Origin of the sequence: Falsarthrobacter nasiphocae (assembly GCF_031456275.1) — a bacterium.
GTDB classification, from domain to species: Bacteria; Actinomycetota; Actinomycetes; order Actinomycetales; family Micrococcaceae; genus Falsarthrobacter; species Falsarthrobacter nasiphocae.
On the sequence record NZ_JAVDUI010000001.1, the window covers coordinates 235,163 to 255,749 of the forward strand.

At 69.5% G+C, this 20,587-nt stretch carries 17 protein-coding genes; 10 read left to right on the forward strand and 7 right to left on the reverse strand.

The features are described 5' to 3' along the window. Positions 1 to 45: 45 nt before the first annotated feature. Both cydB and J2S35_RS01120 read right to left on the reverse strand, forming a co-directional pair. Positions 46 to 1,089 (reverse strand): cytochrome d ubiquinol oxidase subunit II, encoded by a 1,044-nt coding sequence (gene cydB / locus J2S35_RS01115; RefSeq protein WP_309848876.1) that lies wholly within the window; start codon positions 1,087 to 1,089, stop codon positions 46 to 48. A gap of 9 nt (positions 1,090 to 1,098) precedes the next feature. Next, positions 1,099 to 2,673, reverse strand: coding sequence for a cytochrome ubiquinol oxidase subunit I (locus J2S35_RS01120; protein WP_309848878.1), 1,575 nt, complete (start codon positions 2,671 to 2,673; stop codon positions 1,099 to 1,101). A gap of 207 nt (positions 2,674 to 2,880) precedes the next feature. Between J2S35_RS01120 and J2S35_RS01125 the strand changes: the two genes are divergently transcribed. Continuing rightward, positions 2,881 to 3,240: a BlaI/MecI/CopY family transcriptional regulator gene (locus J2S35_RS01125; RefSeq protein ID WP_309848879.1), complete on the forward strand. Its 360-nt coding sequence runs from the start codon at positions 2,881 to 2,883 to the stop codon at positions 3,238 to 3,240. 39 nt (positions 3,241 to 3,279) lie between these two features. After that, positions 3,280 to 4,173, forward strand: a complete 894-nt coding sequence (locus tag J2S35_RS01130; protein ID WP_309848881.1) for a M56 family metallopeptidase — start codon at positions 3,280 to 3,282, stop codon at positions 4,171 to 4,173. Here the strand turns inward: J2S35_RS01130 and J2S35_RS01135 are convergent. After that, entirely contained in the window at positions 4,170 to 6,275 is a 2,106-nt protein-coding gene (locus J2S35_RS01135) for a DNA gyrase/topoisomerase IV subunit B (RefSeq protein ID WP_309848883.1), read from the reverse strand. The two genes, J2S35_RS01130 and J2S35_RS01135, sit on opposite strands and share 4 nt — an antisense overlap. Before the next feature lie 174 nt (positions 6,276 to 6,449). On the opposite strand from J2S35_RS01135, the gene J2S35_RS01140 reads away from it, so the two are divergent. Further along, entirely contained in the window at positions 6,450 to 6,665 is a 216-nt protein-coding gene (locus J2S35_RS01140; RefSeq protein ID WP_309848886.1) for a DUF7455 domain-containing protein, read from the forward strand. Positions 6,666 to 6,782: 117 nt separating this feature from the next. Here J2S35_RS01140 and J2S35_RS01145 read toward each other — a convergent pair whose 3' ends face one another. Continuing rightward, positions 6,783 to 8,438 (reverse strand): RNA polymerase sigma factor, encoded by a 1,656-nt coding sequence (locus tag J2S35_RS01145; RefSeq protein WP_309848887.1) that lies wholly within the window; start codon positions 8,436 to 8,438, stop codon positions 6,783 to 6,785. A 378-nt stretch (positions 8,439 to 8,816) separates the two neighbouring features. After that, entirely contained in the window at positions 8,817 to 10,244 is a 1,428-nt protein-coding gene (locus tag J2S35_RS01150; RefSeq protein WP_309848889.1) for a DUF4192 family protein, read from the reverse strand. Between the two features lie 203 nt (positions 10,245 to 10,447). Here J2S35_RS01150 and J2S35_RS01155 point away from each other — a divergent pair, with 203 nt between their 5' ends. The 4 genes from J2S35_RS01155 (at position 10,448) to J2S35_RS01170 (ending at position 16,067) form a co-directional block, all read left to right on the forward strand. After that, complete coding sequence (locus tag J2S35_RS01155; RefSeq protein ID WP_309848892.1) at positions 10,448 to 11,965, forward strand: leucyl aminopeptidase; 1,518 nt, start codon at positions 10,448 to 10,450, stop codon at positions 11,963 to 11,965. 167 nt (positions 11,966 to 12,132) lie between these two features. Then, the gene (lpdA, locus tag J2S35_RS01160; RefSeq protein WP_309848896.1) at positions 12,133 to 13,512 is read left to right on the forward strand and encodes a dihydrolipoyl dehydrogenase; all 1,380 of its coding nucleotides are present in this window, start codon (positions 12,133 to 12,135) and stop codon (positions 13,510 to 13,512) included. A gap of 84 nt (positions 13,513 to 13,596) precedes the next feature. Beyond that, positions 13,597 to 15,375 (forward strand): 2-oxoglutarate dehydrogenase, E2 component, dihydrolipoamide succinyltransferase, encoded by a 1,779-nt coding sequence (gene sucB / locus J2S35_RS01165; RefSeq protein ID WP_309848897.1) that lies wholly within the window; start codon positions 13,597 to 13,599, stop codon positions 15,373 to 15,375. Positions 15,376 to 15,635: 260 nt separating this feature from the next. After that, a complete protein-coding gene (locus J2S35_RS01170; RefSeq protein ID WP_309848898.1) occupies positions 15,636 to 16,067 on the forward strand; it encodes an OsmC family peroxiredoxin in 432 nt (143 codons plus the stop codon). Between the two features lie 64 nt (positions 16,068 to 16,131). Here the strand turns inward: J2S35_RS01170 and J2S35_RS01175 are convergent, their stop codons facing one another. Next, entirely contained in the window at positions 16,132 to 16,740 is a 609-nt protein-coding gene (locus tag J2S35_RS01175; protein WP_309848900.1) for a protein kinase domain-containing protein, read from the reverse strand. 612 nt (positions 16,741 to 17,352) lie between these two features. Here J2S35_RS01175 and lipB point away from each other — a divergent pair. The 3 genes from lipB to J2S35_RS01190 are packed head-to-tail and all read left to right on the forward strand — an operon-like array spanning position 17,353 to position 19,895. After that, complete coding sequence (lipB, locus tag J2S35_RS01180; protein ID WP_309848901.1) at positions 17,353 to 18,066, forward strand: lipoyl(octanoyl) transferase LipB; 714 nt, start codon at positions 17,353 to 17,355, stop codon at positions 18,064 to 18,066. Further along, entirely contained in the window at positions 18,063 to 19,082 is a 1,020-nt protein-coding gene (gene lipA / locus J2S35_RS01185; protein WP_309848904.1) for a lipoyl synthase, read from the forward strand. Before lipB ends, lipA begins: the two co-directional genes overlap by 4 nt. Before the next feature lie 12 nt (positions 19,083 to 19,094). Next, positions 19,095 to 19,895: a DUF4191 domain-containing protein gene (locus J2S35_RS01190; protein ID WP_309848907.1), complete on the forward strand. Its 801-nt coding sequence runs from the start codon at positions 19,095 to 19,097 to the stop codon at positions 19,893 to 19,895. A 76-nt stretch (positions 19,896 to 19,971) separates the two neighbouring features. Here J2S35_RS01190 and J2S35_RS01195 read toward each other — a convergent pair whose 3' ends face one another. Beyond that, positions 19,972 to 20,424 (reverse strand): RDD family protein, encoded by a 453-nt coding sequence (locus tag J2S35_RS01195; RefSeq protein ID WP_309848910.1) that lies wholly within the window; start codon positions 20,422 to 20,424, stop codon positions 19,972 to 19,974. Between the last annotated feature and the right edge of the window lie 163 nt (positions 20,425 to 20,587).

Sequence of the window (20,587 nt, forward strand, 5' to 3'; positions counted from 1 at the left end):
ACGGGAGACTGGCAGCGACGGCCGCTTCGAGGAAGAACCCACGTATCAGCGCTTGCCCGAGGCGGTGCCGGAGAGCACCTGGGCCGGGAAGTCGTGGAGCTCAGGGAGGTGATCCACATGCAGGCGCTTGCGGAAGACCCAGTACGTCCACGCCTGGTAGGCGAGGACAAGCGGGACGCCGAAGGCCGCGACGCCCGTCATGACCGCGAGCGTGTAGGGGCTCGAGGACGCGTTCTCGACCGTGAGGTTGAACGCCGGGTCGATCGTGGAGGGCAGGACCACCGGGTAGGCGGACACGAAGATCGACGACACGCCTGCCACGAGGAACCCTGCGAGGCCGAGGAAGGTCTTCATCTCCTGCTCCGCCCGCGCCATCATGAAGGCGAAGACGAGGGCGGCCGCCGCGACAACGACGAGAAGCAGCCCGACAACGTCCGCCGTCTTGATGCCGAGGAGAATGGCCCAGACGGCGGCGGGCGCCGCCAGGGGAAGGATGCCCTTCTTGAGCCAGGCGCGAGCACGCACCCGGATCTCGCCCTCGGTCTTGAGAGAGAGGAAGGCCAGGCCCTGCGCCACGGCGAACCCGATGACGGCCGCCGCGCCGAGGAGACCGTAGAGGATGGCGCCCACGATGGGGCCTTCCGCGCGGTCGCCGTTCGCGTTGATCGGCAGGCCCGTCGTCGAGAGCGCGAGCATGGCGCCGACACCGCCGGCCGCGACAAGGGAGCCGAGCATGAGCGCCCAGTCCCAGAAGTTCCGCCACGTCTCGGAGACGCCCTTGCCGCGGTACTCGAAGGCCACGGCGCGGAAGATCAGCGCCACGAGGACGAGCGTGAGCGGCAGGTAGAGGGTGGAGAACAGGGACGCGTACCACTTGGGGAAGGCCGCGAACGTGGCGCCGCCCGCTGTGAGCAGCCAGACTTCGTTGCCGTCCCACACGGGGCCGATGGTGTTGATCATGAGGCGACGCTCCTTGTCCGTGCGACCGAGGGCGCGCAGCAGGATGCCGATCCCGAGGTCGAAGCCCTCGAGGAACAGGTAGCCGATCCAGAGGACCGCGATGAGAATGAACCAGATGGTGTCCAACATGGCGACCTCCTAGTAGGCGAACGAGAGGACGTCGCGCTTGGGCTTGCCTCCCGCTTCGTCGTCGGAATCCTGGGCGAGGAGCTCGGGCATGGCGCTCGGCACGCCGCCGCGCACGAACTTCACAAGGAGCTTGACCTCAAGGATGGCCAGCACGCCGTAGACGAGCGTGAGCACCACAAGCGAGGTGAGGATCTCCGCCGCCGTGACGCCGGATGAGACGCCCGCGGCCGTGAACATGAACACCTGGTCAATGCCGGAGGGGTCCGGGTTGGGGGCGACGACGAACGGCTGGCGCCCCATCTCGGTGAAGATCCACCCGGCCGAGTTGGCGCCGAAGGGAGCGAGAATCGAGACGACCGCAGCCCGCATGAGCCAGACGCTCTCCGGAACGGTGCCCTTGCGAAGAATGAACCAGGCGATGAACGCCACGAGCGCGGCGATGGCGCCGAACGTGATCATCATGCGGAAGCCCCAGTAGGTCACGTACATGACGGGCACGTAGTCCACCTTCTGCCCGGCCCGCTCACCGTAGATCGGATTGTCGGGAACGGTCGTTCCGTACTTCTCCTGGTACTCAGGGACGAGCGTGTTGACGCCCTTGACGTTCGTGTCGAAGTCACCGTTGGCGAGGAAGCTGAGCAGGCCCGGGACCTCGATGACGGCCTTGACGTTGTCGCAGCTCTGGCCATCGCCAATCGGATTGACGGAGAGGACGGAGAAGCCGGTGCCGTCGTGGCACGCCGCCTCGGCCGCGGCCATCTTCATGGGCTGCTGGTGGAACATGAGCTTGGCCTGGAAGTCGCCCGTCACGGCCACGCCGGCGAACGCAATCATGGCGATGACGGCGCCGATGCGCGCGGACTTGATCCAGACCTTGTGATCCGTGGCGTCGCGGCCGGAGGCGCGGTGCTCTCCGACGACGACCTTGCCCTGGGCGTCCACCGTGTCAATGCCGTCGCGGCGGCGGCGCCACAAGTGGTACCAGGCGATACCGAGGAGGAAGCTGCCCGCCACGGCGAGGGCGCCCGTGATGGTGTGGGCGAAGGCGAGGAGTGCGGTGTTGTTGGTCAGGACCGCGACGACGTCCGTCATGACGGGGCGACCGTCCACCATCTCCACGCCGACCGGGTGCTGCATCCACGAGTTCGCGACGATGATGAAGTAGGCGGAGAGCCAGGTGGCGATGCCCGCGGCCCAGATCGTGGCCAGGTGGATCTTCGGGGAGAGGCGGTCCCAGCCGAAGATCCACAGGCCCAAGAACGTGGACTCCACGAAGAAGGCGAGGAGGGCCTCCATGGCAAGGGGCGCGCCGAAGACGTCACCCACGAAGCGGCTGTACTCGCTCCAGGCCATGCCGAACTGGAACTCCTGCACCAGGCCCGTGACGACTCCGACGATGAAGTTGATGAGGAAGAGCTTTCCCCAGAACTTGGTCATGCGCTTGAACTCAGGCTTGCCGGTCTTGACCCACACCGTTTGGAGCGCGGCGGTGGTCACTCCGAGGCCCAAGGTCAGAGGCACCATGAGGAAGTGGTAGACGGTCGTGATGCCGAACTGCCACCGTGCAATTTCGAGTGCTTCCACAGGGTTTCCTTAGTGACACGAAGGATTGACTTCTACACGTCGTAGAAGTTTGCTTCCATCATACTCCGCGCTCCGCAGTGCCTCACATCGACCAGTGCGTCGACCCTCCCCCTTCTACGCGGCGTAGAGGGTGCTGTACACTAAGGTCCTAACATCGGGGCCGCTCTCGGGCGGCGTTCAGCCCCCACAGACACACGGAGAGGGACCATGGGACATCTCGGCGACCTCGAGCGCGACATCATGAACCGCCTCTGGTCTGAGCCCGATCACCCCCTCTCGGCCACCGAGATCAGGGACGCCCTCGCGAACGGCGGCGTCCGTGACGTCGCCGTGACCACGGTCCTCACGGTTCTCTCCCGCCTCGAGAAGAAGAACCTCGTCCGGCGCGAGCGCTCGGCCCGCCCCCACCGCTACTCGGCCGTTCAGGACCGCGCCGCGCACACCGCGGACCTCATGTCCGAGGTCCTTGAGGCCTCGGATGACCGTGAGGCCGCCCTCGCGCGCTTCGTCGGCCACGTCAGCGCCGAGGAGGCAGAGCTCCTGCGCCGCCTCCTCCACCAGCCGTAGCCTGCGCGCGGACCGCCGCCGTACCGTGACCTCCGCCCCATGATCCTGGCTGCCTGGGTCCTCGCGGCCGTGGCCATCGCCCTGGCCTGGCCCGTGCCGGTCCTCCTCTCGCGCGCCTCGTGGCCAGCCCGCAGGCCCCGCGCTGCGATGGTCGTGTGGCAGGGCGTGGGGCTCCTGGGCGGACTGAGCATGATCGGTGCCATCCTCGCGTGGGGCCTCGCCCCCTTCGGTCCCTCGCCTCTCGCTGCCGTCAGGCGCGTCGTCGGACTCACGCGCGATGGCGCCTTCCTGCCGCCCGAGGGGGCCGCGCACCTCATTGCCCTCGGCTGCGGCGCTCTCCTTCTCGCACACCTCGTCTTCACCCTCGCCCTGACCGGGCTGCGGATGCGGGCACGGCGTGCGAGACACCTTGCAGCCCTGCGGCTTGTGGCGCATGAGGCGCCGGATGAGCGGAACCGGCTTGTCGTCGAGTCCGCCCTTCCCCTCGCCTACTGCTTGCCCTCGACGGGCGGCTCGATCACGGTCGTGACCGACGGCATCCTCACGGCCCTCTCCCCGGCGGAGCTCGCGGCCGTCCTCGATCACGAGCGCGCGCACCTGGACCAGCGGCACGACGTGCTCATCTGGGCGTTCTCCGCGTGGCGCACCGCCCTCCCCTGGCTTCCGACGGCACGCCTGGCCCTCGAGGCGGTTGCCGAGCTCATCGAGTACCTCGCCGACGACTTCGCGGTGCGCCGCCACGAGCCGGCGGACATCGCCCGGGCGCTGCTCGTCGTCGCCAGCTCCAACACCGGCGCGCCTCACCCCGGGCTCGGGCACTCCGAGGGGACGACGACGAAGGCCGCCCTCAGGCAGGCCGCGGCTCCCGCCAGCCCGCTCGCAGGCCGGACGGTGCGCCGCGCGGCCCGCCTTCTGACACGGGTGACGGGCTAGGCGTCGATCCGCTCCCGGTCCAAGTGCGAGGCGCCGGAGATAATGAACTCCTTGCGCGGGGCGACGTCGGAGCCCATGAGGAGATCAAACGCCCGCTCGGCCGCCTCGGCGTGCTCGATCCGCACGCGGCGCAGAGTGCGGTGGGCCGGGTCCATCGTCGTCTCCGCCAACTGGTCCGCGTCCATCTCGCCCAGGCCCTTGTAGCGCTGGATGGGCTCCTTGATGCTCTCCCCCGCGTCCCGGAGCTCGCCCAGGCGGCGGTGCAGCTCCGCCTCCGAGTACGTGTACACGTACTCGTTCGGCTTTCCTCGGCGAACGACCTCGATCCGGTGCAGCGGGGGCACCGCCGCGTAGACGCGCCCGTGCTCGACCATTGGCCGCATGTACCGGAAGAAGAGCGTCAGGAGGAGCGTGCGGATGTGGGCGCCGTCCACGTCGGCATCCGTCATGAGGACGATCTTCCCGTAGCGGGCCGCCTCGATGTCGAACGAGCGACCCGAGCCAGCGCCGACCACCTGGATGAGGGCCGCGCACTCGGCGTTCGAGAGCATGTCCGCCACGCTCGCCTTCTGGACGTTGAGGATCTTGCCGCGGATCGGCAGGAGGGCCTGCGTGTCCGAGTTCCGGGCGTGCCGGGCCGTACCGAGCGCGGAGTCTCCCTCGACGATGAAGAGCTCGCTGCGAGCGACGTCGTCCGTGCGGCAGTCGAGCAGCTTGGCGGGCAGGGAGCTCGTCTCGAGGGCGTTCTTTCGGCGCTGCGTCTCCTTGTGCTGGCGCGCGGAGATGCGCGACTTCATCTCGGAGACGACCTTCTCCAGCAGCAGGCTCGCCTGAGCCTTGTCCGCGCGGGATGTCGCGTTGAGACGCGCCGAGAGCTCCTTCTCCACGACCTTCGCGACGATCTGCCGCACGGCGCTCGTGCCGAGGATCTCCTTGGTCTGTCCCTCGAACTGCGGCTCCGGGAGACGCACGGTGACGACGGCGGTCAGACCCGCCAGGACGTCGTCCTTCTCCACCTTGTCATTGCCTGCCTTAAGGCGGCGGGCGTTGGCCTCAACGCCCTTGCGGAGCGTCTTGAGCAGGGCCTGCTCGAAGCCCGTGACATGGGTTCCGCCCTTGGGCGTGGAGATGATGTTCACGAACGAGCGCAGGTTGGTGTCATAGCCGACCCCCCAGCGCAGAGCGATGTCCACCTCGCAAGAGCGCTCCAAGTCCTCCATGCGGGAGGCACCGGCCGCGTCGATGACCGGCACGCGCTCGGTGAAGGACCCGTGCCCGGTCAGGCGCCACACGTCCGTGACGGCGCCGTCGACCGCGAGGTGGTCCACGAACTCAGTGATGCCGCCGTCGTGCTGGAACGTCTCTTCGACGGGACCGTGCTCGCCCGGGGTGCCCGGGCGGCGGCGCTCGTCGACGATCGTCAGCCGCAGCCCCGGAACGAGGAAGGAGGTCTGGCGGACGCGGTTGACGAGCTCGTCGAACTTGAACTGCGCGTCCGGGGTGAAGATGTGCGGGTCCGCCCAGTACCGGATGCGGGTGCCCGTGACGCCGCGCTTGGCCTTGCCGACCACCTCGGGCTCGCTCACCGAGGTGAACGGCTCGAACGGGGCGTCCGCGCGAGGACGGCTCCCGTCCGCGAAGCGACCAGGCTCGCCGCGACGGAAGGACATCTGGTACGTCTTGCCGCCGCGGTCCACCTGGACGTCGAGCCGCTCGGAGAGGGCGTTGACCACGGAGGCGCCCACGCCGTGCAGGCCGCCGGAGCTGCCGTAGGAGCCGCCGCCGAATTTGCCGCCGGCGTGGAGCTTGGTGAAGACGACCTCCACGCCGCTCAGGCCCGTGCGGGGCTCGACGTCGACGGGGATGCCGCGGCCGTCGTCGTGCACCTCGACGCTGCCGTCCGCGTGCAGGAGCACGCGGATGTTCTGGGCGTGGCCGCCGAGGGCCTCGTCGACCGAGTTGTCGATGATCTCCCAGAGGCAGTGCATGAGGCCTCTCGAGTCCGTGGACCCGATGTACATGCCTGGACGCTTCCGCACCGCCTCGAGACCCTCCAGGACGGAGAGGTGGCGGGCGTTGTAGGCGGAACTGGTCTGGGCCACGTGAACTTCCTCGGGGACGGGAACTCAGCCGCGAGTACGCGATGAGCAAAACAGCGGCGCCCAGCGGCTCTCGGCGCGGGTCCGCATGATTCCATGGTATCTATTGCGATCCTCGTCCCGGGCCACGTGCCCGTCCGACGAGGACGATGTCCCCACCAGGAAGGCCCCATTCACATGAGCACCGCCCTTGCCGCCCCGACCCTGACAGCCAAGGACCGCTGCGACCGGTGCGGCGCGCAGGCCTACGTGCGCGCTGTTCTGAGCAGCGGCGGCGAGCTCCTCTTCTGCGCCCACCACGGGCGCGATGTCGAAGACACCCTGCGCCCCAAGGCCGCCGAGTGGATTGACGAGTCCGGGCGCCTCGACGCCGTGGACCGCTTCGACGACTAGGCACGCCGTAGACCGCTTCGACGACGAGCGAACCGGAAAAGAACAAGGCGGCCGGCCCCGTGCGGGGCCGGCCGCCTTTGTGTATCTGGGACGAGGCCGGAAGGGCCTGCCCTGGGGTCAGTCCAGGTAGTCGCGGAGCACCTGAGACCGGGAGGGGTGGCGCAGCTTGGACATCGTCTTGGACTCGATCTGGCGGATGCGCTCGCGCGTCACGCCGTAGACGCGGCCGATCTCGTCTAAAGTCTTCGGCTGGCCGTCGGTCAGGCCGAAGCGCATGGCCACGACGCCGGCCTCGCGCTCGGAGAGTGTGTCGAGGACCGAGTGGAGCTGCTCCTGAAGCAGGGTGAAGCTCACGGCGTCTGCCGGGACGACGGCTTCCGAGTCCTCGATCAGGTCGCCGAACTCCGAATCCCCGTCCTCGCCGAGCGGCGTGTGCAGGGAGATGGGCTCCCGCCCGTACTTCTGGACCTCGACGACCTTCTCCGGGGTCATGTCGAGCTCCTTGCCGAGCTCCTCCGGCGTGGGCTCACGGCCCAGGTCCTGAAGCATCTGGCGCTGGACGCGGGCGAGCTTGTTGATGACCTCGACCATGTGCACGGGAATGCGGATGGTGCGGGCCTGGTCCGCCATGGCGCGGGTGATGGCCTGCCGGATCCACCACGTGGCGTACGTGGAGAACTTGAAGCCCTTGGTGTAGTCGAACTTCTCAACCGCGCGGATGAGGCCGAGGTTGCCTTCCTGGATGAGGTCGAGGAAGAGCATGCCGCGCCCCGTGTACCGCTTGGCGAGGGAGACGACGAGGCGGAGGTTGGCCTCTAGGAGGTGGTTCTTGGCGCGCTTGCCGTCGTGAATGATCCACAGGAGCTCTCGCTTGAGCTTCGGATCGATGTCCGGGTTCTCCTCGAGCTTCTTGCCCGCGTAGAGGCCGGCTTCGATCCGCAGCGCGAGGTCCACCTCCTGCTCCGCGTTGAGGAGTGCGACCTTGCCGATCTGCTTGAGGTAGTCCTTGACGGGGTCGGCCGTGGCGCCTGCGACGAGGACCTGCTGCGTGGGCGCGTCGTCGTCGTCAGCGTCGGAATACGTGAACCCGGAACCGGTGTCCTTCTCTGCCGCAGTGTCCTCGGCGGGCTCCTCGCCGAGGGGCGCGTCCTCCTCCGCCGACTCTGCCTCGATGGACTCCTTGGCAGGGGCCTTGGCGGCTGCCTTGACCGGGGCGTTGGCCGTCTTGGCGGCCGACGTGCGGCGCGTGCGGGTGGCCGGCTTCTTGGCGGGGGCCTCGGCCTCGTTCTCCTCGAGCCCGCCCTCGGTCTCTGCCGTGTCCTCGGCGGAGGCCTTTGACGCGGCGGCCTTCGAGGCCTGGGCCTTCGCGGAAGCGGCCTTCGTCGTCGAGGCGGCGGTCTTGGGGGCCGTCGTCTTCGCAGCAGCCGTCTTCGTGGCCGTGGTCTTGCGTGCGCGAGTGGCCTTGGGCGCGGCCTCCGCTGACTCCCCCTCGGCGACGTCGTCTGCTGCGGCAGCCGCCTTCGCGGAGGTCGTCTTGGCGGCCGCGGTCTTGGCCGCTGCCGGCTTGGAGGATGTGGCCTTCGTGGCCGGCGTCTTCTTCGCGGCCGTCTTCGTCGCCGCCGTCCGGGACGCGGAGGTCTTTGGTGCGGCCTTCTTCGCCGCGGGTGCCGCGCTCGAGCCGTCAGCCGTGGTGTCCTGCGATGAGGCGGGGGACTCGCCCGCGGGGAGGTCGGCGGGTGCCTCGGGGGCTGACTTCTTGGCTGTCGGACTCATGGTTCCCTTTCGTGGCGACGGCCGGCGCGCGGTAACTTGCGGAACGCCAGTATGACCCTGTCAAGCGCGTCCAAGCCCATAGCGCATCGACAGCGCACCGGGACCTTGGCAACACCTCTGTCACGCCCTAGGACGTATTGGTCTCAGGGTAGAGATCAACGCTTCCAGGCCCGTCCTCTATTCCCTGCCGGTGGCTCGCAGCGCGCAAAGCGCGGCGTGGAGCGGCTGAGATGTGACGAGATGTGACGAAGAGGTACTTGACGGGGTCTTCAGGCACTAGTATGCCACGACTGTCCGCGCCTCTGGACCACGCCCGCGCCCCCGCCCCGTCCCCGCCGCCCCGTGGTCGCCCCTCCCGGAATAGGCTGGCCCGCCGCGTCATCCCCCGACCTGCCTCATCCCCCCCTCCGGATGCCCGCGGCCGCGCCGCTGCCTGTCCGCTTTGTGCGCGAAGAGAGCTCCCAAGACCTCCGCCCACGGATCATCCAGGAGCCCACGCACGTTGCGGGTGAACTCGAGGTGCCAATGGGCGGCCTCCGCGTCCCCCTGCGCCCAGAGTGACCACGCGACGAGGCAGTGGAGACGGCGCGCCGCGTAGGGCGGTGCCACCTGGGCCAGGAGGAGGGCGAGGCGCCGCAAGGCGTCGACGTCGTCATCAGCGGATGGCACGTCCGCCCGCAGAGCGTCTTCCAGCCCGCCGATACTCAGCGCCGCGCGGAAGTCCGTGTCCGTCAGGATGAGGTCACCACTGCCCTGCACATCCTCCATGACCGCCGCCTCCCGGGGGCCCAGCCCCTCCTCTGCCGTGAGGGTTCCCGACCGGGACCACCACGCCCCAGCGCTCCACGGATCCTCCGGCGGGTCCACGAGAAGCTCGGCCAGGGCCGTCGCCTCGGGGGGCACGACCCGTCCGAAGGCCGGAACGCCGACGTGCCGCCGCGCTGCGCAGTCCAGGGCAGCCGTACGCCCACCGAGCGCCGCGCGGAGAACGAGCTCCAGTCCGCTCGGCAGCACAATGGCACCGAGGAAGAGCGACACCGCCGAGGCGGGCAGCGAGACCTCGGGCTCGTCGAGGTGCTCGCGCCCCATGACTGTCAGCAGGTGCTCCAGCGCCTCGACGACAAGCACGGACGCCGCCGCCCCCATACTCTCGCCGGGCGCGCACTGGCGCGTCAGGAGCCCCACGCCCAGCAGGCGCGGACACTCAACATCCAACGGTGACGCAGACAGGGGGTACTGCTCCCTCACCGCAGCGTCCACGGGGACGAACAGGGGCCCGAGGGCCTCCCGCCACTGCGCCCGGGCGGCGGGCGTGAGGACGGGGCCGCGCTCCTCCACGTCCTCCACCGCGCGCATGGCCCGCTGGAACTCCGGCCCCTCGGCGGCCTCGTCCCTCTCCTCCGCAGGCTCCTCCGACCGGCCCGCGTCCAGCTCGGCGCCGCTCGAGGCCACCCAGAGGATGCCGCGGCCCACGAGGCCCGCCTCGTCCGCGGCCTCGCACACGCCCAGAAAGACCTGGCGGTACCACTCGGGGGACGGGCCGAACGTGTCCTCAAAGCACAGGAGGACGAGCCCCTTGCCCGCGCACTCCCCCGGCAGCTGGGCCACAAGCTGGCGCCCGAAGGCGTCCATGTCCTCCGACCCGTACGGCAGGTCGACCCGAAGGCATGGCCCGGCCTCCATGCCGTCGACAACGAGGAGGACGAGCGAGTTGCGAGGCCGGTATCCCAGGGCCCGGATGACGCTGCGGACGATGACGTCCGCGCGCTCCTCGCCCAGTGTCTCTGTCTCATGTGAAGTAGCCATGGCCCCAGGGTGCCGCGTTCGCCGAGCCCCCGCGCCGCAGACGGAGAAAACGTGGATAACCCTGTTCGGCCGGGCACCGAAGGTCAGGCGCGGCAGGCGACATGAGACGATGAACACAGACCCATTCCCGCTCTGCAGGTCTTCTCGAGGCCCCGGCGTGCCGGCGCCGAGACCCGGCGGAGCGACCACGAAAGGACTCACACATGGCCGTCGCTCTCGACGAACTTCTCGCCCTCGACCTCCCCACCGCCTCTGCCTCCTCGACTCTCGACGGCGCCGGCGTCATCGTTCTCTTCGCTGCCAGCGCCGATTCAGCGGCGAGCATCGTCGACTCCTCGCTCGCCGAGTCGGACCTCGCCGACCTCACGCGGGCCCTCGGCCAGGTCGGGTTCACGGGCGAGAAGGACGCCGTGGCGCGCCTTCCCCGGGTCAGCGGGGACCTCGACACGCCAGTCGTCGTCGTCGGCCTGGGAAAGCTCGCCGACGGACAGGCGACCACCCAGGTCCTCCGACACGCGGCCGGAACGGCCGTGCGCGCCGTCAAGGACGTCGCCCGCCTGACCTTCGATGTCGCGGGCTTCGACGCGGGCCTCGGCCAGGCGCTCCTCGAAGGCGCTGTCCTCGGCTCGTACCGGTACACCGGCTACAAGTCCTCCGCCTCGCCCCGCAGCCTCACAGAGGTCGTCTGGCACGCCAGCGACGTCCCGGCCGACGAGGCCGAGGCCGCCGCGCACCGCGCCCAGACGGTCGCGCGCGGCGTGGCCGAGACGCGCAGCCTCGTCAACACCTCCGCACTCCAGCTCTTCCCGGAGTCCTTCGCGGACGCGGCCGTCGCGGCCGCCAAGGAGGCCGGCGTCAAGGCGACCGTCCTCGACGACACGGAGCTCGCCGAGAAGGGCTATGGCGGCCTGACGTTCGTCGGCATGGGGTCCTCCCGGGGGCCGCGCCTCGTGCGGCTCGAGTACGCGCCGAAGTCCTCGCAGGGCAAGGTCGCGTTCGTGGGCAAGGGCATCACGTTCGACACCGGCGGAATCTCCATCAAGCCCGCCGCGAACATGCACGAGATGAAGTCCGACATGGCCGGCGCCGCCACCGTCCTCGCGACCGTCCTCACTGCCGCGCGCCTCGAGCTCGACGTGACGGTCATCGGCTACCTCGCGCTCGCCGAGAACATGCCCTCCGCCACGGCCGGGCGCCCGGGCGACATCATCACGATGTTCGGCGGCAAGACCGTCGAGGTCCTCAACACGGACGCCGAGGGCCGCCTCGTCATGGGCGACGCGCTCGCCGCCGCGAGCCTCGACGAGCCGGACGCCATCGTGGACATCGCCACCCTGACCAGCGCCGCTCTCGTGGCGCTCGGCAAGCGGACGGCTGGAGTCATGGGTGACGACGACGTCGCTGACGCGCTCCTGGACGCCGCGGACGCGGTGGACGAGCCCCTGTGGGAGATGCCCATCCCCGAGGAGATGCGCGGCACGCTGGACTCCACGCAGGCGGACCTCGCGAACATCGGCCAGCGCGAAGGCGGCATGCTCATCGCGGCGGCCTTCCTGCGCGAGTTCGTCGGCGAGACTGAGGGCGAGCGGATCCCGTGGGCCCATGTCGACATCGCCGGCCCCTCGTTCAACGCCGGCTCCCCCTACGGCCACGTGACCAAGGAGGGCACGGGCTACGGAGTCCGCACCCTCGTGGCCTACCTTGAAGGACTGTCCGCCTAGGACCCCTAACAAGGACGCGGCCCCGGCGCCCGTGCCGTGGATCACCTCGGCGCGTGGTGACCCGGGGCCGCTCCGAGCGCTAGTCTGACTCTTAGGACTAAGCGCCCTCACAACACATGCCAACGGACCGCTCAACGACGGCGGGCCACCAGAGCAAGGAGTACGACGTGGCCGATTCGGCACCCACGACAGAATTCGACGTCCTGATTCTCGGCGGCGGCAGCGCCGGCTACGCCGCGGCCCTCCGATCGGCGAAGCTCGGCTTCAGCGTCGGGCTCATCGAGGGCGGCAAGCTCGGTGGCACCTGCCTGCACACGGGCTGCATCCCCACCAAGGCGTACCTGCACGCCGCTGAGCTGGCCGAGAACGCCCGCGAGGGCGCGCACTACGGCGTGAACACGACCCTCGAGGGCGTGGACATGGCCAAGGTCCGCTCCTACAAGGACGGGATCGTCGCCGGCAAGTTCAAGGGCCTCAGCGGCCTGCTCAAGATGCGCAAGATCGACATCATCGAGGGCTACGGCAAGCTCGTCGGCCAGGACTCGATCGAGGTTGACGGCACGGTCTACAAGGGCAAGAACATCGTTCTCGCCACGGGCTCGACCTCCAAGACGTTCGGCCTCGAGATCGGCGGCCGCATCCTCACGTCCACCGAGGCCCTCCAGCTCGACTACACGCCGAAGTCCGCGATCATCCTCGGCGGCGGCGTCATCGGCTCCGAGTTCGCGTCCGCCTGGAACTCCTTCGGCGTTGACGTCCAGATCATCGAGGGCCTCCCGAGCCTCGTTCCGAACGAGGACCCGGCCGTCATCAAGGTCGTCGAGCGCACCTTCAAGAAGCGCGGCATCAAGTTCGCCACGGGCAACTTCTTCAAGACCGTGGAGCAGAACGACAAGGGCGTCGTCGTCACGATGGACAACGGCACCACGTACGAGGCGGAGATCTGCCTCGTCGCCGTCGGCCGCGGCCCGGTCACCGAGGGGCTCGGCTACGAGGACGCGGGCATCACGATGGACCGCGGCTTCGTCATCACGAACGAGCGCCTCCACACCGGCGTCGGCAACATCTACGCCATCGGCGACATCGTCCCCGGCCTCCAGCTTGCACACCGCGGCTACCAGCAGGGCATCTTCGTCGCCGAGGAGATCGCGGGCCTCAAGCCGGTCGTCGTCGAGGACGTCAACATCCCCAAGGTGACCTTCTGCGAGCCCGAGATCGCCTCCGTCGGCTACACGCAGCCGAAGGCTGAGGAGAAGTTCGGCAAGGAGAACATCGAGGTCAGCGAGTACAACCTCGCGGGCAACGGCAAGTCCTCCATTCTCGGCACCGGCGGCCTCGTCAAGCTCGTCCGTCAGAAGGACGGCCCCATCGTGGGCGTTCACATGGTCGGCGGCCGCATGTCCGAGCAGATCGGCGAGGCTCAGCTCATCGTCAACTGGGAGGCGTACCCCGAGGACGTCGCCACGCTCATCCACGCACACCCCACGCAGAACGAGTCCATCGGCGAGGCTGCCATGGCGCTCGCTGGCAAGCCCCTCCACGGCTAGCTCCCCGCTGCGGCCTGCCGTGCCCCACAGGCCCGGCAGGCCGCGCTTCCGTTCCGCTGCACGCTTCTCCAGGAGTGAAGAACCATGTCAGAATTTGTCAACCTTCCGGCTCTCGGCGAGTCGGTCACTGAAGGCACCGTGACGCGCTGGCTCAAGTCCGTCGGCGACACCGTCGAGGTCGACGAGCCTATCGTTGAGGTCTCCACCGACAAGGTGGACACTGAGGTCCCCTCGCCCATCGCGGGCACCATCGAGGAGATCCTCGTCGACGAGGACGAGACCGTCGAGGTCGGCGCGCCCCTCGTCAAGATCGGGGACGGCTCCGGCTCGTCCGCGGGCGAGTCCGATGCCCCCGCCGCCGAGGAGTCCTCCGACGACGAGGCCACCAAGGCTGCCGAGGCGAAGTCCGAGGAGCCGACGGCCGAGTCCGCCGACGAGCCCGCTGAGAAGGACGAGTCCTCCACCGAGGCCCAGGCCCCCAAGGGCGGCTCCGGCGAGGGCACCGAGGTCACGCTTCCCGCGCTCGGCGAGTCCGTCACCGAGGGCACCGTCACCCGCTGGCTGAAGTCGGTCGGCGACTCCGTCGAGGTCGACGAGCCGCTGCTCGAGGTCTCCACGGACAAGGTCGACACCGAGGTCCCCTCCCCCGTCGCGGGCACGCTCCTTGAGGTGCGCGCTGACGAGGACGAGACCGTCGAGGTCGGCGCCGTCCTCGCCGTGATTGGCGACGGCTCCGCGGCCGCCTCGTCGTCGGACGCTCCCAAGGAGGAGCCGAAGGACGAGCCCAAGGCTGAGAAGGCCGAGGAGGCCAAGGCCGCAGCCGCCCACCAGGAGGCCCCGAAGGAAGAGAAGAAGGCTGAGGCCCCCAAGGCTGAGCCGAAGGCCGAGGCGCCCGCGCCGAAGCCCGCCGCTTCCTCCGAGGACCAGGGCGAGGCCGGCTACGTCACGCCGATCGTCCGCAAGCTCGCCAAGCAGCAGGGCGTGGACCTCTCCACGGTCAAGGGCACGGGTGTCGGCGGACGCATCCGCAAGGAAGACGTCGAGAAGGCTGCTGAGGCAGCTGCCTCGGCCCCCGCGGCGACGTCCAGCTCCTCGAGCCCGGTCCAGCGCAAGGCCCCCGAGGTCGTCGAGGACACGACGCTCCGCGGAACCACGCAGAAGGCACCTCGCATCCGCCAGGTCATCGCCCGCCGCATGCGCGAGTCCCTCGACATCTCGACCCAGCTGACGCAGGTCCAGGAAATCGACATGACTCGCGTGGCCAAGCTCCGCAACGCCGCCAAGACGAAGTTCCAGCAGGAGAACGGCACCAAGCTGACGTTCCTGCCGTTCATCGCGAAGGCTGTCGCTGAGGCGCTCAAGCAGCACCCGAAGCTCAACGCGGAGTACAACGAGGACTCGCAGGAGATCACGTATCACAACGCTGAGCACCTGGCGATCGCCGTGGACACCGAGAAGGGTCTCCTCGTCCCGGTCATCCAGGACGCGGGCCAGCTCAACCTCGCGGGCATCGCGGGCAAGATCGCGGACGTCGCGGCGCGCACGCGCAGCGGCAAGATCGGCCCGGACGAGCTCTCCGGCGGCACGTTCTCCATCACGAACATCGGCTCGGTCGGCGCGCTCTTCGACACGCCGATCATCAACCAGCCGCAGGTGGCCATCCTCGGCACGGGTGCCATCGTCAAGCGCCCGGTTGTCGTGACCACGGAGGACGGCGAGGACCAGATCGCCATCCGCCACATGATGTACCTCTCGCTGACGTACGATCACCGTCTCGTGGACGGCGCGGACGCCGGCCGCTTCCTCCAGACGCTCAAGGCTCGCCTTGAGGGCGGCGCGTTCGAGTCGGAGCTCGGCCTCTAGCCGAGACCGCAGTGCCCGCGCACTTCCGCGCGGGAGAGGATCCGAGGGGGTCCGGCCACTGGCCGGGCCCCCTCGGCCCGTCTGAGCGCCCGAAGGCCCGGTGGGGCCCGGTGTTCGGTGGACCTCGTTGTCCCGACGGCGCCCGATGGCCCGGTGTTCGGTGTCCTCCCAACATCGTCCGATAGCCTCAGAACCGCAGGGCGCTCTGGCCCCCCCCGAGGGGCAGCGCCGATGTCACCACACAAGCGAAGGAGCACGACATGGCTATCATCCGCACCGCCACGACCACCTGGGAAGGCAACCTCTCCTCCGGCGAGGGACGCGTCAACCTGGACACCTCCGAGCAGGGCACCTTCGACGTCACCTGGAAGGCCCGCGCCGAGGAGGCCGACTACAAGACGAGCCCCGAGGAGCTCATCGCTGCCGCCCACTCGTCATGCTTCTCCATGGCGCTGTCCCACGCGCTCGGCGAGGCCGGATACACGGCTGAGGAAATCCGCACGAGCGCCAGCGTCTCCTTCGTCCCGGGCGAGGGCATCAAGGGCTCCGAGCTCAGCCTCTCCGCTCGCATTCCGGGCATCGAGGACGAGGAGTTCCAGCGCCTTGCCCAGGGTGCCAAGGACGGCTGCCCCGTCTCGCTGGCTCTCGCCGGCATCGAGATCACGCTGAAGGCGGAGCTCATCCAGGCCTAGCAGCACTGCCCCGTCGGGCCCCGGGTTCGCGCAGACGCGCGGCCCGGGGCCCTTCGCGTGGCGCTCACCTTTCCCGCCTCCGCTCCCCTGGCGCGGGGAGCGGCTCAGTCGTGAACGACGACGAGGCCTGCGGCACCCCAGCCCATCCCACCCCTGCAACCCGAGTGGCCGCACCGCGCGCCGCGGCCCGCCGCCACGCCTCAAGGCCGGGGCGCCGCCGGGCGTCATCCGCGAGGGAGTCGTCCACGAGCCGGCTCAGGCGGGCCAGGGATGGAAGGACCGCCGCGAGCGGCGGGCGCGAGGCCTCCGGCCCCGGGACGGCACCCACGGCGAGCCGCCACGCGAGGGCGCCGAGGCCGTAGACGTCGTCAGCTGGGCCGTCACCGGGCGCGGCGGGGAGGAACCCGTCGGCCGCCCACCGCGGCGCCGCGGTGTCCCCGATGCGCCGCGCCGAGCCCAGGTCCCCCACCACGGCCCGCCCGTCTGCGTCGAGGAGAATGTTGCCTGGGTGGAGGTCGCCGTGGACGAAGCCCGCCCGGTGCAGTGCGGTGAGGCCCTCAGCCACGTCGAGGATGATGCGCAGGACCTCCCCGGGCGTCAGCCTGAGCAGTCCGTTTCGTGCCTCCACGGTGCCGCCAGGAGCGAGCCGCAGGGCCAGCCCGCCCGCGGTCATCCCCTCCGGCCGCGCCTCGAGCCCAGAGGAGCCCCTGGTGACCCCGGTCCCCGCGAGCCGGGGCCGCTCCCCCAACCCGGCGGGTCCTCGCCCATCACGCACTCCGGCGGGCCCAAGCGCCTCCCGCGGCGCGCTCGATCTGAACGGCCCAGGCGCGTCCCGCAGCCCGCGGCCCCACGGCCGCGCGGGCAACGCCCCACGAGCCCTGCCCGGCTCCCTGCCGGCCCCTTCCGCTGCCGCGTCCCCCGCCACTGCGACCACCCGCGGGTGCGACATCAGCGCCGCCACGCGACGCTCCAGGTCACCGGCGTTCTCCTTCCATGCCACCCAGCCCCGCACGGGGCACTCCGCGAGCCAGACCTCCCCGCTCGAGCCAGCCCCGAGGAGGCGGCGCCTCACGAGGCCCGGTCGCGCCGTGCGCGGGCTCAAACCCTCAGCCTGGGCCGCCCGCCGAGCCCGTGTCGTGTGCCTCACCTGCCTATCCATACGACTGTTGTACACCGCCCGCCAGGCGCCGTCGCCCACTTATCCACAGGCGAGCCGGGATGGCCGGAGGCCCGGTGGATCACCCTCGACCTGACGGATCACGGTCAGGGGCCTAAGCTGGGGTGTATGGCTGTTTCGTTGCGGAGGATTGGGCTCGATCCCGAGTTTGTCGACTACGTCGAAGCGTGGGACCTGCAGAAGTCCGTTCACGCGGACGTCCTGGCCGGTCACCTGCCGAGCACCGTCCTGCTCCTGGAGCACGCGCCCGTCTACACGGCGGGCCGGCGGACCGAGGACCACGAGCGCCCCGTTGACGGCAGCACGCCCGTGGTCGACGTCGACCGCGGAGGCAAGCTCACGTGGCACGGTCCCGGCCAGCTGACGGTCTACCCGATCCTGCGCCTCCCGGATCCCTCGAAGGTGCGGGAGTACGTGTGGAACATCGAGCAGCTGATCATTGACGTCCTCGAGCGCTACGGCGTTCGCGGCCAGCGCATCGACGGCTGGGAGGGCGTATGGCTTCCGGCCGACGACGCCCGGCCGCCGCGCAAGATCGCCGCCATTGGCATGCGCGTGAAGGAAGGCGTGAGCATGCACGGTTTCGCGCTCAACGTCTCCAACAGTCTTGACCCCTACAGCCGCATCATCCCGTGCGGCATCACCACGGCCGGTGTCACAAGCCTCGAGGCAGAAACCGGCCAGTCCCTGACCCCAGAGCAGGTCGCCGCGACCGTCGAGGAAATGTTCTCGGCCCGCGCAGCGTTGTTTGACGCAGAGACGTCAGCGCCTCAGCCCGACGACTCGCCCGCAGAAGGATCGCCGAAAGGAAACACCCCATGACGCTCGCCCCTGAAGGCCGCAGGCTCCTTCGCATCGAGCAGCGGAACAAGGCCGTGCCGGTCGAGCGCAAGCCCGAGTGGATCAAGGCCAAGGTCAATGTCGGCCCCGAGTACGTCGACATGAAGGGCCTCGTCAAGAAGGAAGGCCTTCACACGGTGTGTGAAGAGGCCGGCTGCCCCAACATCTTCGAGTGCTGGGAGGACCGGGAGGCCACGTTCCTCATCGGCGGCTCCGAGTGCACGCGCCGGTGCGACTTCTGCCAGATCCACACGGGCAAGCCCAGCCCCCTCGACCGCTTCGAGCCCACGAAGGTCGCGCGCAGCGTCCAGCAGATGGGGCTGCGCTACGCGACCGTGACGGGCGTGGCCCGCGACGACCTCGAGGACGAGGGCACGTGGCTCTACGCTGAAACGGTCCGCAAGATCCACGAGCTCAACCCGGGCACGGGCGTGGAGCTTCTCATTCCGGACTTCTCCGGAAAGAAGGAGTACATCGACGAAATCTGCGCGTCCGCCCCCGAGGTGTTCGCCCACAACGTCGAGACCGTTCCCCGCATCTTCAAGCGCATCCGCCCGGCATTCCGGTACGAGCGCTCCCTCGACGTCATCTCCCAGGGCCGCGACCACGGCATGGTGACGAAGTCCAACCTCATCCTCGGCATGGGCGAGACCCGCGAGGAGATCAGCCAGGCCCTCCAGGACCTGCACGACGCCGGCTGCGACCTCATCACGATCACCCAGTATCTGCGCCCCTCCGAGCTGCACCTGCCGGTGGACCGCTGGGTCAAGCCGCAGGAGTTCGTCGAGATCTCGGACGAGGCCGAGGAGATCGGCTTCCTCGGCGTCATGTCGGGCCCGCTCGTGCGCTCCTCCTACCGCGCCGGCCGCCTGTGGGCCACGGCCATGCGCAAGAAGGGCCGCGAGCTCCCGCCGCAGCTCGCACACATCGAGGACTCGGGCTCAACGCTTCAGGAGGCGAGGAGCGTTCTGGCTCGCCACGAAGCCACCGCACAGTAAACTGGGAGCATCATGGCAAAAAACTCCTCCGCCTCGAACCCCGCTGCCGCGGCGTCCCCGTCAGCCAGCGGCTCCTCCGCCACCGGCGGGCGCTCGCGCCGCTTGTTCTCGCGCCGCGGCTCCTCGGCCGCCTCGGGTCCCCGCAAGCCCGGGCAGCTCGCCCAGATGCGGCAGGCCTTTGACCTGACGCGGCGCAACGACCCGAAGCTCGTTCCGTACATGCTTCTGGCGTTCTTCGGCTCGATCATCGTGCTCCTGGCCGTGGGCCTGCTCGTCAAGAACTGGATCACGTTCCTCATCCTCGGCATCGTCATTGGTGCCCTGGCCGCCATGATCATCCTCTCGCTCCGGGCCCAGAACGCGGCCCTGACTCAGCTCGAGGGTCAGCCGGGCGGGGCGCGGGCGGCCATGTCGCTCTTGCGCCGCGGATGGATCATGCCCGAGGAGCCTGTCGCGGTGAACCCCCGCTCGCGTGACCTCATCTTCCGCGCCGTGGGCCGCCCGGGCGTGGTCCTCGTGACGGAGGGCCCCACGGGCCGCGTGCAGCAGATCGTCAACGCGGAGAAGACGCGCATGCGCCGCATCCTCCCGGACGTCCCGATCCACGTCATCCACTCCGGTACGCAGGACGGCCAGGTCAAGCTCCAGGACCTGCCCAAGACCATGCGCGCCCTTCCCGCCAAGATCACCAAGGACGAGGTCGTCGCGGTGGACAAGCGCCTGACGTCCATCGGCCGGGCCGCGCTTCCGATCCCCAAGGGCGTCGACCCCACGAAGGCCCGCGCGAGCCGCAAGGGCCTCCGCGGCCGCTGATCTCAGGCGGCAACGACGCACCGACACAAAAGGCTGCCCTCCCCACGCGGGAGGGCAGCCTTTGTGCTTGTCCGCGCTACCGGCGGAGGACGATGAGCCCGGCCGCCCGGTCATTGAGCCCCCGAAGGTCGGTGTCCATGACTGCGGCGGGGATGAAGAGGCTGAGGAGCAGGGAGCGGACGGCTGCCCGGACAAAGAAGGGCTGGCGGGTCAAGACCGACGACGACGGGGCCGCGGCCACGTGCACACCGACGGCCCGGTGCCCCAGGCTGGTGCCGAACAGGCCCACGAGGAGGACCTGCTCGACGATGAAGACGATGAGCGGGGCTGTCGTGGAATCCTGCCAGAAGACCTGGGCGATGACCGAGCAGGCGATCCAGTCGATGAGCAGGCCCAGCGCCCGCCGCCCCAGCGAGGCCACGGAGCCCGAACCGTTCTGCGGCAGGCCCAGGCGCTTGCCGGGCCAGCTCGACTCGTCCACCGGGGGCCCGTTCAGCCAGCCGCCAACGTCAGATCTCTCAAGGGACACGGACATAACCTCGCTCGGGTCGTCGTTGCTGTGGGTCAACCACTCCACGTTACCCGCGGCGGCTGGGCGCGGCGGCCCGTCGTCGTCGGAATCCCCTGGGAGCCGCGCGTGTTACGTGCCGGAAACATTCCTGACTCAGGGGATTCACGCCCGGGTCCGTAGA

Bases quoted from the DNA above. Each gene is read 5' to 3' on its own strand.
- cydB (WP_309848876.1), bottom strand. From the start codon at position 1,089: ATGTTGGACACCATCTGGTTCATTCTCATCGCGGTCCTCTGGATCGGC.
- J2S35_RS01125 (WP_309848879.1), top strand. From the start codon at position 2,881: ATGGGACATCTCGGCGACCTCGAGCGCGACATCATGAACCGCCTCTGG.
- J2S35_RS01130 (WP_309848881.1), top strand. From the start codon at position 3,280: ATGATCCTGGCTGCCTGGGTCCTCGCGGCCGTGGCCATCGCCCTGGCC.
- J2S35_RS01140 (WP_309848886.1), top strand. From the start codon at position 6,450: ATGAGCACCGCCCTTGCCGCCCCGACCCTGACAGCCAAGGACCGCTGC.
- J2S35_RS01145 (WP_309848887.1), bottom strand. From the start codon at position 8,438: ATGAGTCCGACAGCCAAGAAGTCAGCCCCCGAGGCACCCGCCGACCTC.
- J2S35_RS01150 (WP_309848889.1), bottom strand. From the start codon at position 10,244: ATGGCTACTTCACATGAGACAGAGACACTGGGCGAGGAGCGCGCGGAC.
- J2S35_RS01155 (WP_309848892.1), top strand. From the start codon at position 10,448: ATGGCCGTCGCTCTCGACGAACTTCTCGCCCTCGACCTCCCCACCGCC.
- sucB (WP_309848897.1), top strand. From the start codon at position 13,597: ATGTCAGAATTTGTCAACCTTCCGGCTCTCGGCGAGTCGGTCACTGAA.
- J2S35_RS01170 (WP_309848898.1), top strand. From the start codon at position 15,636: ATGGCTATCATCCGCACCGCCACGACCACCTGGGAAGGCAACCTCTCC.
- J2S35_RS01175 (WP_309848900.1), bottom strand. From the start codon at position 16,740: ATGACCGCGGGCGGGCTGGCCCTGCGGCTCGCTCCTGGCGGCACCGTG.
- lipB (WP_309848901.1), top strand. From the start codon at position 17,353: ATGGCTGTTTCGTTGCGGAGGATTGGGCTCGATCCCGAGTTTGTCGAC.
- lipA (WP_309848904.1), top strand. From the start codon at position 18,063: ATGACGCTCGCCCCTGAAGGCCGCAGGCTCCTTCGCATCGAGCAGCGG.
- J2S35_RS01190 (WP_309848907.1), top strand. From the start codon at position 19,095: ATGGCAAAAAACTCCTCCGCCTCGAACCCCGCTGCCGCGGCGTCCCCG.